Genomic DNA, 14,050 nt, shown 5'->3' on the forward strand with positions numbered 1-14,050 from the left:
TTGCTCGGCCTGCTTTGAACAATTTTGAGGAGTGAAGTGATGAAGTGGAACGCCACGCGTCGACTCGGGGTTATCGGTGCCGTGCTCGCTCTCGGCATGTGCGCGGCTGCGAATGCGCAAAGTGTGACGAGCTACAAACCTGCTATTTCTGATGTGAAGCTCGACAGCTTCTGTACGACCAACGGGACCATCACGATGGATGCCAGCGGCGCCATCGTCGAGTGCCGGGACAAGAAGTGGGAGGCGCCGGTCGCTCGGGCCGTGTCGCCGGCAAGTTCCAAGGTCGTGATGCTCACGGTGACGGTCCAATCGAAGAACGAGAGGCTGGCGAGCGTCCCGCTGGTTCTGCGTGACGGGAAGTCGGCGCACTACCGGTCGGTTACCGAGGGAACCTACGTCAGCGATGTGGGGCCGTGCAAAAGGGAAGATGCGTCGACGGCCGTCGGGGGACTTTCAGGCGGTACGACCCCGATCGGTAACGATATGTGCGTGACCACCTCGCCGCTGGTGACTGGACTGGAAATCGCCGCCGAGCCGCACGTGCTGGAGAACGGCTACGTCGTGCTCGATCTGAAAGCCTCCAACAGCCAACTGATCTCGCTGGAGAACGTCACCAACGAGGTGGGCATTGTGCAGATTCCGAATACGTACACGTGCGGCTTCGAATCGACTGTGAGGCTGAAGCCCGACGTTGATACGGTCATCGAGTCATGTTCGCACGATTCGAAGGCGCAAACCATTTCTGTGCTGGCCAAGGTGGTCGACAGAGGCGCGACCACTTCTCAGTGATCCGGAACCGGCCGGCGGATGCGGCGCCGTTAGTACCGTGATCTGCCAGTCGCAAACCCGCTCTGCTTTGAACTGAAACGTGCGCGCTCGCATGTTGCCGGCGTGACTTAACCTGGAGTGAAACATGAATCTCAAAACCACCCGTGGCCTTTTCGCACTGTGCTCCGCCCTGATGTTCGGTTACTGCGCTACGGCGTCGGCGGACGTTCCGTCGGTGTCGGCGAACGCCAAGGTCGTGCAGATCACGCTGAGCATCAAGAGCGACAAGAGTGACAAGGTAGCTTCGGTGGTTCTGACCGCGGCCGATGGCGTGAGCACCAACGTCGACGAGCGCAGCAGCGTGTCCTACGTCAGCTCGATCGCTCCGTGCAAGGACAATCCGGCCAAGATCTGCGCCGAGTACTCGGATCTCAAGACGGGCTTCGCGTTCGGCGTGCTGCCGCGAGTGCTGCCGAACGGCGACGTGCTCCTCGATCTCGTGTACGACAGCGCCCGCCTGAACTCAATGCGCGACTTCAAATCGGACATCGGCACGATCCAGCTTCCCGACGTGTCGAAGAACGGCTTCAAGTCCGCGGTCAAGGTCAAGGCCGGCGTCGAAACCGTCGTCAACTCCGCGACCGACGCGAGCGGCAAGCAAGACGTCGCTGTGACGGTCAAGCTCGTCGATCCAAAGACCGGCGCGGCAATCTAATGCGCCGTCGGCTGGCAGGGGGCAATGCGACCTCCTGACGGGATCGGGAACCGAAGATCTACCAGTAAGGGCGCTTGGAGCGTGGCGCCGACGCAAACACAAATTCAAATATGGAGGCGTCCATGTTCAAGTTCCTTTCCAGATTCCGCAAAGCCGCCGCAGGCGAAACGAATCCCCTCGACGAAAGCCCGTGCATGGGTGACGATCCTTATCTCGCGCAAATAGCGACGGCGCTGGTTCAGGGCGAGTCAACTGCGGAGAGCGGCGCTCATTCGACGATCCAGGACAAGGCGCAGCGGACTCGGAACGCAGATACATCCTAATCGGAAACCGAGTTTTGTCGAGAATCGTCGACTTCAGTTCGCATTCCCCCCTGATTGCCCGTCCTTTTGCCATTGCGGGCAGTTTGGGTATCGCGTATTTTCGGTTCAAGCCGTCCGAAACGTTCCTATCAGGAATTGATTCGGACATAATTCTGGCCGCGCCCGCTACGCGCGATAGGAGAGAGGGAATGAAATTCTGGAGCAACGTCGTCGCCCGACTTCGGTGGGACGCCAAGGGAGGCTTGGCGTCTCCCCTGCTGGAGGACAGAACCATGCACCGCTACCAAGTGTTCGTGCGGCGTGGCACGCGGGCGCCGAAATACGCGGTGCCTTGGCACTGGCTTGCTTCCCTGATCGTCTCATTCCTTTGTCCGAACGGCAGCTACTGCCGCGTTGTCGATTCCAAGACGGACTCGACATTGCTTGAATGGGAGCGAGTGGGGAGCGCACGCTGATTGAGCAACGAAGTATCTTCAGTGCCCGCGTGCTTGTAAGCGACCCGAAACCCCCCGGCTTTAGCGCGCGTTCCGCGATTGTTCCCGTCATCTTCGAAAGCTAACCTGCCGCTGTGGCCGGGTAGAGGCGTTCCCGAAATTCCCGGGTCTGCTTTCCGGTCGGCCTGATCGAGCGGGGAAGTTAGTCGCAGGCAGGCCATTCAGCATAGGACCGGCCAGGATGGACACGCTTCCTCATATTCGAGGCATCGACCAGAACGCACTTCAGGCCATGTCACTCGACGATGCTGCTGTGACGCTTCCCGCACCTCTCGTCAGGCAGCTTATCGATGCACTGCATTTTTACGGGCACGGCCTCAACAAGGAGCGCGTGGTGCTCCGCCGAGTTGATTCCGATACCCGCGTTGCGGGACTTGAGGCGGATCCGAGTTGGATCTCCGATCGCCCCGTGTCCAGTGACTCCCGCATGTACCGGGAGGATGGAACACGGGCAAGGGCGGCGACGTCGGCCCTGGCCGAGCATCTTGGAGAGCGATACCAGGCAATAGTCGATTTGGTGTCATCCAAGGCGGCATAGATTCCGAGGGGCGCTGTTAAGTTGGCGTCCATTATTCGAAGAAGCGCGGGCAAGATTTGTCCGCTACGGGGAACTAGATGAAGAAAATTCTCGTTGCACTACTCGCAAGCGCGGCATGTTGCGCTGCTCACGCAGCAAAGTGGCATGTGGTCGTCACGGCCGGCTATCTGACCAACCAGCAAAAGTTCGTCGACAGTGTTCCGGTGATCGACACCGTCGTGGAAAGCGATGGCTGCTATTACGGACCTGTGCGCAACGTGCAGACGGCACAGAAGGTCGTGCCGACGCGCGAGCAGTTCTGCATCAAGGGGCCAGAAATGAGGCGCGTGATTACGGCAACGGTATTCGTCAAAAATCAGGTCAGCGACGCTCTCGACGCTTCCATCGCGGTCGACCTGAACGCTGGCCTGGACATCTTTGGCTCGTTCGACGGGAAGCACATCAGTTTCCTTTCGGGTCCGTACCTTGTGACGGTTACGAAGGAGACCGTGCAGTAACGATAAAGTAGGCCGGCGTGACCGGCGGGAATTTGCTTCCTGTCAGGAAATGCCGTTATACTTTAAGCGATCCTTGATCCGGTAGCTGGACGTTACCAGCCTCTGGCGCGTCATTTTGGCGTCTATCGGTACAGCCGGCTTCCCGGCAGTCAAATTCTTCCACCCCCGCGGGGCATGTCCCGCGTGCGGGGCCTGCTTCGCGAACACATGTTCAGGAGCAGGATATGTCGATTCCATCCATCCTTGCAGTTGGTCTCGGTAATGCGGGCGTTGCGGACGATCTTTCGGCTCTGTCCGATGCTGAGTTCGCGGATCTGTGCCTGCCGATCAAACGTGACGACATCACGTCGAAGCGGCTGATCGGCATCATCGACCACCTGGAAGCGCACGACGCGCCGGGATCCTGTACGGTCTGGTCGGCGATGGTGAAGGCAGGTGTGCAGGCGCATAGCCTCGTCTATCGTGACGTTGACGATGACTTCGCCATGTTCAACGCGGCGCTGGAGTTCCGCATCCGTTCGGAAAAAATCGATGGCTTCATGCGCATCGAGGACGATCCGGCGGAGCGTTGCTACACGATCACGGTGCAGCATAACGGCCAGATCGGGCGGGACGTCATCCGCTCGTACATTCGCGATCGCAACCTCGCGAAGGTGCTGCTCAGCGTGATCGAGCTCGGCACCCTGCGTGCGGACCGTCCGGTTCACACGCGTCACTGAGAAAGCATGGACGGTCGAGCGCAATCAACCAGGTGGGTTTCCTATATGGGCGGATCGGGTTTTTCCCCTCGGGAACCCGACCGTGAATGCGATTCGTCCCGAAACTGCAGTCGCAGAACTGTTGGGCTCAACGTCCGTCAGGCGTTGAGAACCCCTGAACCCGCGTTGTCGAAAGGCACGCGGGTTTTTGATTGCGGCGAGATCCCACCGCGGGGCTAGAAACTGAAGGATCGCTGGATAGACTGACCGGATAAAAGTAAGCAAGAAGTGCAGAACAAGCAATGAAATCGGATTTTGAAACAACCGTTGGACGGGTGCGGTAATGGCAAATCGCAGTGATCTGTCATCACCAGACTCGTCCTCTGCCGCTCGCATCAAGGGTAGGGAACAAGCAGGGCTGCTCACCGTGATCTCGTGCGTACACGGCAAGCCAACGGAGTTCTCCAATACGCATCCCTGTATGGCGTTCGCCGAGAGCGCCGGGTTTGCGTCGTGGGAGGCAGCGGTTGAAGCGATGAAAGGCGGCCGCGTGTTGACTGGTCACGGCCCGCGCCTGGGTCGCGCGTCGATGACGGAATTCATGCTGTTTCAGCGGCAGGTCGAGAGGGACGGGCTTCGCTCGCTGCCGGCCGATACGTGGTCCGGGCAATTCTCGGTCGGATACAGGGAGTTTTTCGCGATCGATGCCTTCGTTCGCGGCACAAGCGGAGACGATGCTTTTCTGGTGCAAACGTAGTTTCGTGAAAGGAGAGTGATCATGGCAAAAGGTACGGCAGTCGGTGTCGGCGCAATCGTGATCAGCGCTGACCGGAACAAACGTGTCAAGCGCAAGGCGACCCTCGAAAAGAAGCACCTGGAGAAGGTCATGATGATCCAGGTCGAGACGAAGCCCCGAGCCATGCGCACGGCGTCGACGCGCACCGACACGATCTGATCCTCCGCCATGAAAGCCATCTCCATCTGGCAGCCGCATGCCTCACTCCTTCTCGTTGGCCCGAAGCGCTACGAAACGCGGGGCTGGCGGCTTCCACGCTCGATCGTTGGAACGCGAGTGGCCATTCATGCTGCGAAGGCGACTGGGGACCTGATGGAACTCGCCCAGTACGTAAGCGATCGCAACGACGGTGCACCGGTGGAAGAAGCCTTCGACCGGTATCTTCGCGCGATCCTGGCGGCGGGCTTTCGTACCCTCCGGGAGATGCCCCTCGGCTGCATCATCGGCAGCGTGGTGTTCAAGGAAAGTGTGCCGTCAGAGCTGGCCGAAGGGCACGGGAATTTCGGGGATTTTTCGCCCGGTCGGTTTGCCTGGATGGCGGCCGATGCACGTCTGCTTCCCGAGCCGGTGCCGTTTCGCGGCATGCAAGGCTTCTTTGACGTACCAGACGAGTTGATCGCGGAGGCGGCCTAGGCGCGCCAGGGGTTGAATCCACGACGCGATCGCGCAAACTCGCCGCATAGCACATCGAACAGTCATCTCATGTCCCAATCAGCGTCAGCCCCGACTCATACCCCAGAGCAGATCGTGCGTCTGCTGCACGGGCATCGGTTCGACCTCTCGACGGAGAAGCACCTGCAGGAGGGTGTCGAAAGCGCCTTCAAGGCAGCGGGGGTGACGTTCGAGCGGGAGAAGCGCATTTCGCCCAAGGACATTCTCGATTTCCTGATTGCCGGTGGCATCGCCGTGGAATGCAAGATGCGCAACAAGGCGCGGAAGATCGACATCTTCAAGCAGATCTCGCGGTACGCTGAAAGCCCGGACGTGACCGCGATTGTCCTCGCATCGAATATCGCAATGGGGTTGCCCGCCGAGATCAACGGCAAGCCCGTCTATGCGGCTTCCTTGAGCCGGGGGTGGATCTGATGCGGCGGACGTTCGGGGAACTTCGGCTCATCAAGGACGGCAAGGCGTGGGAAGTTTCACGTCTCGAGCCGCATGTGGCCATCCGCTTCAAGCAGCTGTTTCCCCGAGTGCCTAAGCAGTCGGCCGGCCCGTTCGAACTGCCACGTGATCTGATGGTCGCGGCGGATCTGGAGTGGTTCCTGGCCAGATACCCGTTGCATATGACAGTCGAAGATCAGGCCGCGCTGCTGGCCGGCAAGGCGCTATTCGACGTCCAGCAAGCCGAGCTCGAGCGGATTCTCCTGCCGGATTATGTCCCGCCGGCTATTCCTGGACTGCGCGAAGGCGAGGTCATTCGCCACTACCAGCAGCAGGCTATCCAATTGCTGCGTCGACGGCGCGGGCTGTTGCTCGGAGATGAGGGGGGTCTCGGGAAAACCTATACCGCTGCCGGCTTCCTGTGCGCGGAACCTGGCGCGCTGCCCGCAGCCGTCGTTTGTGACCCACATATGCAGAAACAGTGGAGGGACAAGATCCAGGCCTTCACGAACCTGAAGGTTCACATCATCAGGCAGGCCAAGCCCTACGACCTTCCGCCGGCGGACGTCTACATCTTCCGGATCAGCCAGATCCTCGGCTGGACCGATATTTTCGCGACGGACTTCTTCCGCGCGATGGTCATCGACGAACCGCAGAGCCTGCGCACGGGTACGGGCACGGCGAAGGGCGGCGCGGCAAAGGTTCTATACGAGCACACGCTCTACCATCTCGGCCTGACGGCTACGCCAATCTACAACTACGGCGTCGAGATGTGGAACGTCATGCAGTTCATCGACGACACGGTGCTCGGGTCGTACGCGGATTTCTGCCGGGAGTGGGTCGACAACAACGGTCACATTGCCGATCCGAAGGCGCTTGGCACGTATCTGCGTGAACAGCATGTCATGCTGCGTCGCCTCAAGTCGGACGTCGGTCTCGAACTGCCCAAGGTATCCAGGATCGTCGAGTACGTCGACTACGACGCGAAAGCGGTGGAGTCGATCGAGGAAATGGCACGGCGCCTCGCGATCCGGGCAACGACAGGCGCATTCGTCGAGCGCGGTCAGGCTGCGCGCGAACTGGACATGATGGTCAGGCAGGCTACTGGCGTTTCCAAGGCGAAATCCGTCGCGCAGTTTGTGCGCCTCATGGTAGCGGCCGGGGAGCCGGTGCTGTTGATGGGCTGGCATCGAGCCGTCTACGAAATCTGGCTGAAGGAGCTGAAGGATCTCCGCCCAGCGATGTACACCGGCAGCGAGACAGCCGGGAAGAAGAATGCCGAGAAGGATCGATTCATGTCGGGCGACACCGACGTGATGATCATGTCCCTGCGCTCCGGCGCCGGCGTCGACGATCTGCAGCATCGCTGCTCTGTCGTGGTCTTCGGCGAGCTCGACTGGTCACCGGGTATCCACCAGCAGGTGATCTGGCGGCTTGATCGGGAAGGACAGGAGGATCCGGTTACCGCTTTCTTTCTGGTATCCGAGGAAGGCAGCGATCCTCCGATCATGGACGTGCTCGGGATCAAGGCGAGCGAGGCTCGCCAGATTGTCGATCCGCATCTTGGCGTCGAACGCGTCGACGACGACATGAGCAACGTGATGCGCCTGGTCGAGCGCTACCTCGCGAAGGTGGGGGGCAGGGCGAAGATTGCCGCTACGGTCGCCACCGAGGACAATCAGCCGCCGTCGTCGATGCCGACAGAGCAGGAAGAACTCTTCAACTGACCGGCGGTTTTCGAAAAGGAATTTGCTGGGTCGCGCAGGCTGTCTGCCCAATTCCGGCCGACGCTGGCAGACCGGATAACCCCGGACTTGAGTGGCCTCATCGAGTTTGCTTCCCAGCAGGAATTGCTTGGTCAAATTTCCGTTATAATTCTCACCAGCTTTCCAGCCGGTAGCTTGGTCCGTTATCCAGCCAGGCACGTCAGTGCCATCTCCACGCCTGCACAGGGCTCCTCTCCGGTTACGCCGGCGGGGCTATTCAGCACGTTTTTGCGAGTTCAGCGCCAGTCGGTGCATGGATTCGTCATGCCTTTTTCATTCACCCCATAGGGACGTATATCCCTATGGGATGTGCTCCCTTCATCAGGAGCACCACATGAAAAGTGACTTCGATCTAGTCCGGTTGCTCGGTCCCACGGGCGTTGTTCCGGACAACCAGATCAATGCCTGGCCGCCGGAGGATCTGCAGATGCGAGTAGGGATTCCGCACTGCGGAGGCAAACTCGCCATCCACGCATTCAACAGCGGTTATCCGGTCATGGTTTCCGCCAATGCGTTCTTCAACCATGAGACTGGGCAGTTCGACATCCCGCAGTACTCGCCGTTGCAGGATCTGGATGTCGCGTTAGATAGTGCCGGCTACGTCGCAATGATGAATTTCAAAGCGAAGGGGCGGCAGAACGGCGTCGGGGGTATCTATCCCTGGTCGTACTCGCAGTACTTGACACTGGCCTATCTGTTGCGTCCGAGGTGGTTCAGCAGTATGGACCTTTGTTGCGAACCCGAGGCGACGAACGGTGGCATCGATACCGATTGGCGCATCCGGGCCACGGCTACCATGCTCGAGGCGTTGCTGCAGATCATCGAGGCATGGCAGCAGGAATACGCGAGGGACTGTTCGGCGAGTACCGTCGAGAACGACCTTCGCGCTCCCGTCCCGGTCATTCAAGGCTGGACCTGCGAGGAGTACGCAGAAAGCCTCGATCTGACGATGGAAGTGTGGGAGCGGCATGGCTGGCTCGCACCGCCGGCGCTCCTCGGGCTGGGTTCAGTTTGTCGGCGTGACCTTCATCATCCGAAGCATGGTCTTTTCGCAATCTTGGACGGACTGGAATCTCGTCTGCCAAAGGGAACGAAAATTCACTGTTTCGGCGTGAAGGGGGCGGCGCTCGATCGCGTGAAGATGTATCCCTTCGTGGCGTCCTGCGACAGCATGGCGTACGACTACGGTGCCCGTCGTCGTGCTTTTGCGAGTGGTATCTCTAACTCGATGGAGCATCGGTCGTCCGAAATGACCAACTGGATGCAGGCGGCCGAAGCTCGCATGCGTCCTCAGGCGGGTGATCAGTTCCGCCTGTCGTTTTTCGAAGCCGCGTAAGCAGCTTCTTTCCCTCACGGGGCACGTTCCCGTGAGGGACGTGCTCCAACTCTTAAGGAGCATTTGTCATGTCGATCGTCAATTCGCCGTTTGCGCATCAAGTTAACGGCAAGTGGTTTCTCAGCAGCCATGCGGTACCGCAGTCGCAAACCATGCGGGAGTATCAGGTTCAGGTTCGTGGTGCGTACGGCAATTTGCGCGGCGTGAAATTTGCCGAGCAGGGTGTCGACTACGACCACTTCGAGCTTTCGCTGGGAGAACTTTTCCCGCGAAGAAGCGAGAAAACCGTCACCGACATGGATCTCGATCTGTGGGCGGCAGCGGAATACGCAATTGGCCGGCCTTTCCATTTCGTGCCGGGTCAGGGTGTTATCTGCAACGGCCACCGTGGCGCAGTCAAGGACATGCAGGGCAATGGCCTTGTCGAGGTTCGCCTTGCATCCGGGCAGGTGTGCGTGAGTGCCGCGTACCCCGACGTGTTTCCCGATCCGCTTGATTTTGTATGGCGTCCCGTCCCTGAGCAGGATAAATTGATCCTCTTCAATCGCACTGGACGCGAGTTCATTGCTCTTCGTCGCAGCAAAGGTAAATGGTTTGCCGAGACTGGCGAAACCTTCCGCAAGCGAGACGAAGCCATGCGAGCAATGGAAGCGTGGGCCCGCAATCGCATTCGAACCGAGTGTGACGAACGTGCATCGCGTGCCATGGCTCGCGCAAACTGATCTTCTTAACCCTGACGGGGCACGCTCCCGTCGGGGGCGTGCTTCGACAAATCTATGGAGCACAAGAATATGTCCAAGCAAGTTACTCCGCAGCAACTCGCGGAAATTGTCACGAAACTGTTGACCGGAGATTCGGGCGAGGTGGATAGCCACGAGTCGTTCAGCGGCTTCATGACCGATATAGCCAAGGTGGTCTGCGACTACTGTGGTGGCGAGGTGGTGACGGAAGCTGCGCCGCTGGACGATGTATGGTACGTCCCGATCCGCGGCAATGAGTGTCTGCCGGATGCATTCGGCGGTATCTGGCGCGACTGCGATCCGGAAGGTCAGTTGTTCGAACAGCCGGAAGAATCTGTTCAGGCCTTGGAAGCCAAGCCCGCGCCGATTCGGACCGTGCCTGTCGGCGTCAGCCAGCGCAGCACGTTCGCGACCGATGGCTATCGCGATGCGAAGGCAGGACTGCTGGCCAGCGCGCCGGCCGGTGACCCGGTCTGCGTCGTCGAGTACCTCGCGGGTTATCGTGAGGCAAAGCGCGAGCTCGCCCAAGTCGAATTCGAGAAGTACGATTTCGGCGATGGTGTCTCTGTGCATGGGCACGATCTATGGGAAACCGGCGACGACGCCGATTTCACCAAGATCGCGTATCTTGAGTATCCGGAGGATGGCCAAGACACCGACCTGCACAAGGTGACGTTCCATGTTCGCTTCAACGCAAACGGAACTTTCACCGAGGCGTATGCCCTGGAGGTCGCGTCTGGCAACCTGATCGGTGTCCGTGCGGTCCGCGAAGAATCGATCGCATCGGTCTAACGAGGTAGCTGACAACTACGCTTGTGTGTACCCCGCCCGCCGCGGCTCCCATTTGGGAGTCGGGCGGGCGTTTTCATTGGTGCGCACGGATCCGTACTGGGCGAAAGCACTATCGCTTGGCGCCTGTTTCGGGAAGGATCCGGGGAGTTGATCCCTCTACACTCGGAGGCTTCGGCCGCAGTTGTCGATGGCGGCGCGGTACCTGACAGGGAGAGAACTGATGGCCGTGTACGTCGACGATGCGGCAATCGTGTGGAAGGGGAAGCCGCGCTTTCATCTGTCTGCGGATTCGGTCGATGAACTGCATGGGTTCGCGCAGGCTGTCGGGATAAATCGGTGCTGGTATCACGCTGGCGCAAGACATCCGCACTACGACATCACCGAGCCGCAGCGCGCCACAGCCATTGCAAACGGCGCGATCGCCGTGTCGCAGCGGGAATTGATGCAGGTGGCACGGCGAATCAATCGAAATTCTGTTTCGGGTAACGCCCGGTAAGGACAATTATGGATGTCACCACGATCGCGCTTCGTCTGTTCCAGAGCCAGGCGCAGATTCTCAAGGCTATCAATGGGAGCGCGATATATGGGCATGAGCGGCTGATGGCCATGCTCAGTACGGGTGTCAAGCTGGCTGACTGGATGGAGCACGATGCCGGGGGCATGCTTGCGTTAGACCAATCAGCAGAGGTGCGACGCAGCCTTCGCCAGTCCATCGAGATGACAAGCGAGAATCTCGAATGGATTCGGGAGACTCTACGAGCCAATGGCCGGTGGGCATTGCCGGACGGTGATTTCATGCGAAAGCTGATGGCGGATATCGATTCGGTTTGGACCTTTCCGTCGCCAGCAGTCAATCCGGACATGGAGGTGCTGTTCAGGCTGGTCTGGGCGCAGGCGCTGACAGTCGAAAAGCTTGACCACCTCGCTCGCGCTCTTCAATCCGATCAACAAGGGGAGCGTAAGCATCTCGTGCTCACGGCATTCCAGATGGCCGAGTGCATCGAAGGGAACTGCAGGCGGGAGCTCGAGGGCGCTTCGCTAGGCGATCAGAAGCGGATCTGGGCAGTCAGCATTGACGCATTGCGCGATGTCTATGCGCGGAAGGTTCCCACATTGCGCGAAGGACCGGGGGGGACGCCGAGCGACGCAGATCTGATCCTGATGCTTGCAGATTGCGTACGAGAGACGACGGGGGCCTCGGCCTGATAGTTCCTGTCAGGAAATTCGGCTATACTCAAAGCCGATCCTTGATCCGGTAGCTGGCCGCACTCAGCCTAACAGGCCAGAAATGGCTTTCTTCACGCCGATCCGGCGTTATCCCTCGCGGGGCATTCTGCCCTGCGGGCCGTCTGCTCCGCCTTACCCAGGAGCAGAACATGTCCAACCCCGTTTTGATTTCCCGCGAACTGCTGCGGTCACTGATCACCATGTCGAAGGATCAGGTGCAGGGTCACGTCGGCGCTTCCGGCGATCTCGATCTTCCGGCAAGGAAGAGCGCAATCGCCGCAGCGGAAATCCTGTACAGCCAGTCGGAGATTGCATTCTCGGATCTCAACGTCTGCCCGAGAATCGCGACGAACCACATCATGCGCGAAACTAACGATCTCCTGCAGTCCCAGGGTGACAACAATCCCTGGTGCTACTGCGGGGACTACGAGTTCGGTTTCTTCCTGTCCGTCCCATCCGACGGGGCTGTCGAGGATTACGCGAGCCAGGGCTACCCGGTTCCGGCGGATCTTCAGGCCTTGTGGGCATGGGCGCGGGAACGCAGTTTCAGCTGGATTCAGCTCGACGCCGACGGCTCCGATGTGGATGGACTGACGGCGTACGACTGGTAACCACGAAACGCAGGGGCTTGCGGGAGCGCTCGACATGCGTAGAGTCGAACGCGCTCGCAAGCCGTGTGCGCAACTTTTTCTTTGAGAGGAAAGTGATGAAGCAAGCAAAGTTCGGGAAGGCTCTGGCAATCGCGCTCGCTCTGAGCGTGCCCATGACGGTCGTACATGCCGAAGGCTGCATGAAGGGCGCGGTCGCTGGCGCGGTGGTTGGCCACGTCGCCGGTCATCACGCGATTCTCGGTGCGATGGCAGGATGCGCAGTCGGTCGCCACATGGCAAAGAAGGAGCGTGAGCAGCGTGCGATCCGTGAAGCGCACTACAACGCCAACCGTCAGTAGGGCACCTGATTCCGCGATCCGTAGTGTGACGCCGTCGGCACGAGGCGTCAGTTTTCTTACCCGGAGGGGCGTATTCCCTTCGGGAGTGCGCTTCTCCTCTTTTCGACGAGGAGTAGCAAAAATGCATGTTCAGTTGCAAGATGCGGCGGTTCAGGCTGCGATCATCGGGGGCCTTTTCACCCTGACATCGGCGGTGATCGCTGCGGTGGCCGCGGCGGTGATCGGCAAGCGGTTCGACAATCAGCGCAAGCTGAAGTTTCTGCTGGACCGCGCCGTTCGCGATCTCGCTTTCGCCCTTGCGGTCGAAGACGAGCATTGTGCGATGCATGTCCAGGAACGCGGTGAGTCGTTCAAGAAACGCATCCGGGACAAAGTCCGGGAATCCGGCCTGGAGTGGTCGGGTGATTTCACGCCGGGCCGGGCCCGACACATGATCGCGCGATACGCGCAACGAAGTAACGCAGAGTAGTTTCGACCGGCTTTTGTCGGTCAGATGCCTGGGCGCCGCTGTATAGCGCCTAGGCACCATTCCTAAATCCAATCCATCACACATCATGAATACTGCCGAGAAAATCCAGCAGCTCCTCGACTCACCCAGCACGTCGTACTGGCTGAAGAGCGCGCTCCGGACGCTGCTCGAGCGCGATGCGCTGGATGCTTCCAGTGATGCTGAGATGCTTGCCGAGGTGATGGGGGCACGGCTGAACGAAATCCTGTCACAAGCCCAATCGGGACGAGCGGCGTGAGCTTGACAATACCGTTGCTTCCTACCTGGAAATCTGCGGTACACTATGACCTGATCCATGATCCGGTAGCTAGACCGTCACCTAGCCAATGGCCGATCCACCCGGATCTTGGCCGTCACCGTTGGTCGTTCTGACCGGTTGCCGCTGGCAGCCAGATTTTCCCCACTTGGTTACCTCGACGTGCATCCCATGCGGGAGAAGGGCGCATCTGCGTTCGGCATCGACAAGTAACCGTTTTTACCCACGCGGGTTGCAGTCTCCGCGAGGGGATTGCTCCTCGCATCTCTCAGGAGCATTGGCATGACTGTTTCTCAAACGACGTTCCCGCTGTACATCCGTTGCGCTCTCGAGGTGTTTTCGCTGTCGGGCGCACGCACGAAGGCACGTTTGCGCGAGTTGCTGGACTTCTATTTCCGGTCCGCCGGCGAACCGCTCGGTCGCGAGCGTTCCGCTGTGGAGGATACGGTGATGTCGTTCGCAAGTAGCTACTGGAATCTGGGGGCGGCGGAAGGTTTCTGATCGCTGCAACCTGACATCGAAGGTCACCAGTATCACGGCCTC

At 59.6% G+C, this 14,050-nt stretch carries 22 protein-coding genes; all 22 read left to right on the forward strand.

The genetic code is table 11. The features are described 5' to 3' along the window. The first annotated feature begins 39 nt into the window (after positions 1-39). Entirely contained in the window at positions 40-789 is a 750-nt protein-coding gene (locus CJU94_RS36315; RefSeq protein ID WP_095423483.1) for a hypothetical protein, read from the forward strand. A 124-nt stretch (positions 790-913) separates the two neighbouring features. Beyond that, positions 914-1,483 carry a hypothetical protein gene (locus CJU94_RS36320; protein WP_095423484.1) on the forward strand — a complete coding sequence of 190 codons (570 nt, stop codon included), beginning with the start codon at positions 914-916 and terminating at the stop codon, positions 1,481-1,483. A 122-nt stretch (positions 1,484-1,605) separates the two neighbouring features. Next, the gene (locus CJU94_RS36325) at positions 1,606-1,806 is read left to right on the forward strand and encodes a hypothetical protein (protein WP_095423485.1); all 201 of its coding nucleotides are present in this window, start codon (positions 1,606-1,608) and stop codon (positions 1,804-1,806) included. A gap of 188 nt (positions 1,807-1,994) precedes the next feature. Then, complete coding sequence (locus CJU94_RS36330; protein WP_208645445.1) at positions 1,995-2,261, forward strand: hypothetical protein; 267 nt, start codon at positions 1,995-1,997, stop codon at positions 2,259-2,261. A 220-nt stretch (positions 2,262-2,481) separates the two neighbouring features. Then, entirely contained in the window at positions 2,482-2,838 is a 357-nt protein-coding gene (locus CJU94_RS36335) for a hypothetical protein (protein WP_095423486.1), read from the forward strand. A gap of 146 nt (positions 2,839-2,984) precedes the next feature. Beyond that, on the forward strand, positions 2,985-3,335 hold the full coding sequence (locus tag CJU94_RS36340) for a hypothetical protein (protein ID WP_095423487.1): 351 nt from the start codon (positions 2,985-2,987) through the stop codon (positions 3,333-3,335). Between the two features lie 224 nt (positions 3,336-3,559). Further along, a complete protein-coding gene (locus CJU94_RS36345; RefSeq protein WP_095423488.1) occupies positions 3,560-4,054 on the forward strand; it encodes a hypothetical protein in 495 nt (164 codons plus the stop codon). A gap of 322 nt (positions 4,055-4,376) precedes the next feature. Further along, on the forward strand, positions 4,377-4,790 hold the full coding sequence (locus tag CJU94_RS36350) for a hypothetical protein (protein ID WP_157763871.1): 414 nt from the start codon (positions 4,377-4,379) through the stop codon (positions 4,788-4,790). Between the two features lie 21 nt (positions 4,791-4,811). Then, entirely contained in the window at positions 4,812-4,988 is a 177-nt protein-coding gene (locus CJU94_RS41130; protein ID WP_157763872.1) for a hypothetical protein, read from the forward strand. A gap of 9 nt (positions 4,989-4,997) precedes the next feature. Further along, positions 4,998-5,462 (forward strand): ASCH domain-containing protein, encoded by a 465-nt coding sequence (locus tag CJU94_RS36355; RefSeq protein WP_095423490.1) that lies wholly within the window; start codon positions 4,998-5,000, stop codon positions 5,460-5,462. Positions 5,463-5,531: 69 nt separating this feature from the next. Then, a complete protein-coding gene (locus CJU94_RS36360; protein ID WP_157763873.1) occupies positions 5,532-5,915 on the forward strand; it encodes a hypothetical protein in 384 nt (127 codons plus the stop codon). After that, entirely contained in the window at positions 5,915-7,660 is a 1,746-nt protein-coding gene (locus CJU94_RS36365) for an SNF2-related protein (RefSeq protein WP_244221206.1), read from the forward strand. The genes CJU94_RS36360 and CJU94_RS36365 overlap by 1 nt, the downstream gene beginning before the upstream one ends. 373 nt (positions 7,661-8,033) lie before the next feature. Next, positions 8,034-9,035, forward strand: coding sequence for a deazapurine DNA modification protein DpdA family protein (locus tag CJU94_RS36370; protein WP_095423492.1), 1,002 nt, complete (start codon positions 8,034-8,036; stop codon positions 9,033-9,035). 68 nt (positions 9,036-9,103) lie between these two features. Continuing rightward, entirely contained in the window at positions 9,104-9,757 is a 654-nt protein-coding gene (locus tag CJU94_RS36375) for a hypothetical protein (RefSeq protein ID WP_095423493.1), read from the forward strand. Between the two features lie 69 nt (positions 9,758-9,826). Then, positions 9,827-10,567: a hypothetical protein gene (locus CJU94_RS42070; protein WP_244221183.1), complete on the forward strand. Its 741-nt coding sequence runs from the start codon at positions 9,827-9,829 to the stop codon at positions 10,565-10,567. Positions 10,568-10,787: 220 nt separating this feature from the next. Beyond that, positions 10,788-11,063, forward strand: a complete 276-nt coding sequence (locus CJU94_RS36385) for a DUF4031 domain-containing protein (RefSeq protein ID WP_095423494.1) — start codon at positions 10,788-10,790, stop codon at positions 11,061-11,063. An 8-nt stretch (positions 11,064-11,071) separates the two neighbouring features. Then, on the forward strand, positions 11,072-11,773 hold the full coding sequence (locus CJU94_RS36390) for a hypothetical protein (protein WP_095423495.1): 702 nt from the start codon (positions 11,072-11,074) through the stop codon (positions 11,771-11,773). A gap of 170 nt (positions 11,774-11,943) precedes the next feature. Next, on the forward strand, positions 11,944-12,405 hold the full coding sequence (locus CJU94_RS36395) for a DUF5983 family protein (RefSeq protein ID WP_095423496.1): 462 nt from the start codon (positions 11,944-11,946) through the stop codon (positions 12,403-12,405). Positions 12,406-12,500: 95 nt separating this feature from the next. Further along, the gene (locus CJU94_RS36400) at positions 12,501-12,743 is read left to right on the forward strand and encodes a hypothetical protein (protein ID WP_425272252.1); all 243 of its coding nucleotides are present in this window, start codon (positions 12,501-12,503) and stop codon (positions 12,741-12,743) included. A gap of 121 nt (positions 12,744-12,864) precedes the next feature. Then, positions 12,865-13,212 carry a hypothetical protein gene (locus CJU94_RS36405; RefSeq protein ID WP_095423497.1) on the forward strand — a complete coding sequence of 116 codons (348 nt, stop codon included), beginning with the start codon at positions 12,865-12,867 and terminating at the stop codon, positions 13,210-13,212. Between the two features lie 85 nt (positions 13,213-13,297). Next, positions 13,298-13,489 (forward strand): hypothetical protein, encoded by a 192-nt coding sequence (locus tag CJU94_RS36410; RefSeq protein ID WP_244221184.1) that lies wholly within the window; start codon positions 13,298-13,300, stop codon positions 13,487-13,489. Positions 13,490-13,789: 300 nt separating this feature from the next. After that, on the forward strand, positions 13,790-14,008 hold the full coding sequence (locus CJU94_RS36415) for a hypothetical protein (protein WP_095423499.1): 219 nt from the start codon (positions 13,790-13,792) through the stop codon (positions 14,006-14,008). Positions 14,009-14,050: the final 42 nt, after the last annotated feature.

Origin of the sequence: Paraburkholderia aromaticivorans (assembly GCF_002278075.1) — a bacterium.
Classification (GTDB): domain Bacteria; phylum Pseudomonadota; class Gammaproteobacteria; order Burkholderiales; family Burkholderiaceae; genus Paraburkholderia; species Paraburkholderia aromaticivorans.

Coding starts and splice junctions, on each gene's coding strand:
- CJU94_RS36405 (WP_095423497.1), top strand. CDS start 12,865: ATGCATGTTCAGTTGCAAGATGCGGCGGTTCAGGCTGCGATCATCGGG.
- CJU94_RS36345 (WP_095423488.1), top strand. CDS start 3,560: ATGTCGATTCCATCCATCCTTGCAGTTGGTCTCGGTAATGCGGGCGTT.
- CJU94_RS36395 (WP_095423496.1), top strand. CDS start 11,944: ATGTCCAACCCCGTTTTGATTTCCCGCGAACTGCTGCGGTCACTGATC.
- CJU94_RS36400 (WP_425272252.1), top strand. CDS start 12,501: ATGAAGCAAGCAAAGTTCGGGAAGGCTCTGGCAATCGCGCTCGCTCTG.
- CJU94_RS36370 (WP_095423492.1), top strand. CDS start 8,034: ATGAAAAGTGACTTCGATCTAGTCCGGTTGCTCGGTCCCACGGGCGTT.
- CJU94_RS42070 (WP_244221183.1), top strand. CDS start 9,827: ATGTCCAAGCAAGTTACTCCGCAGCAACTCGCGGAAATTGTCACGAAA.
- CJU94_RS36365 (WP_244221206.1), top strand. CDS start 5,915: ATGCGGCGGACGTTCGGGGAACTTCGGCTCATCAAGGACGGCAAGGCG.
- CJU94_RS41130 (WP_157763872.1), top strand. CDS start 4,812: ATGGCAAAAGGTACGGCAGTCGGTGTCGGCGCAATCGTGATCAGCGCT.
- CJU94_RS36375 (WP_095423493.1), top strand. CDS start 9,104: ATGTCGATCGTCAATTCGCCGTTTGCGCATCAAGTTAACGGCAAGTGG.
- CJU94_RS36415 (WP_095423499.1), top strand. CDS start 13,790: ATGACTGTTTCTCAAACGACGTTCCCGCTGTACATCCGTTGCGCTCTC.
- CJU94_RS36325 (WP_095423485.1), top strand. CDS start 1,606: ATGTTCAAGTTCCTTTCCAGATTCCGCAAAGCCGCCGCAGGCGAAACG.
- CJU94_RS36315 (WP_095423483.1), top strand. CDS start 40: ATGAAGTGGAACGCCACGCGTCGACTCGGGGTTATCGGTGCCGTGCTC.
- CJU94_RS36330 (WP_208645445.1), top strand. CDS start 1,995: ATGAAATTCTGGAGCAACGTCGTCGCCCGACTTCGGTGGGACGCCAAG.
- CJU94_RS36335 (WP_095423486.1), top strand. CDS start 2,482: ATGGACACGCTTCCTCATATTCGAGGCATCGACCAGAACGCACTTCAG.
- CJU94_RS36355 (WP_095423490.1), top strand. CDS start 4,998: ATGAAAGCCATCTCCATCTGGCAGCCGCATGCCTCACTCCTTCTCGTT.
- CJU94_RS36360 (WP_157763873.1), top strand. CDS start 5,532: ATGTCCCAATCAGCGTCAGCCCCGACTCATACCCCAGAGCAGATCGTG.
- CJU94_RS36385 (WP_095423494.1), top strand. CDS start 10,788: ATGGCCGTGTACGTCGACGATGCGGCAATCGTGTGGAAGGGGAAGCCG.
- CJU94_RS36410 (WP_244221184.1), top strand. CDS start 13,298: ATGAATACTGCCGAGAAAATCCAGCAGCTCCTCGACTCACCCAGCACG.
- CJU94_RS36350 (WP_157763871.1), top strand. CDS start 4,377: ATGGCAAATCGCAGTGATCTGTCATCACCAGACTCGTCCTCTGCCGCT.
- CJU94_RS36390 (WP_095423495.1), top strand. CDS start 11,072: ATGGATGTCACCACGATCGCGCTTCGTCTGTTCCAGAGCCAGGCGCAG.
- CJU94_RS36320 (WP_095423484.1), top strand. CDS start 914: ATGAATCTCAAAACCACCCGTGGCCTTTTCGCACTGTGCTCCGCCCTG.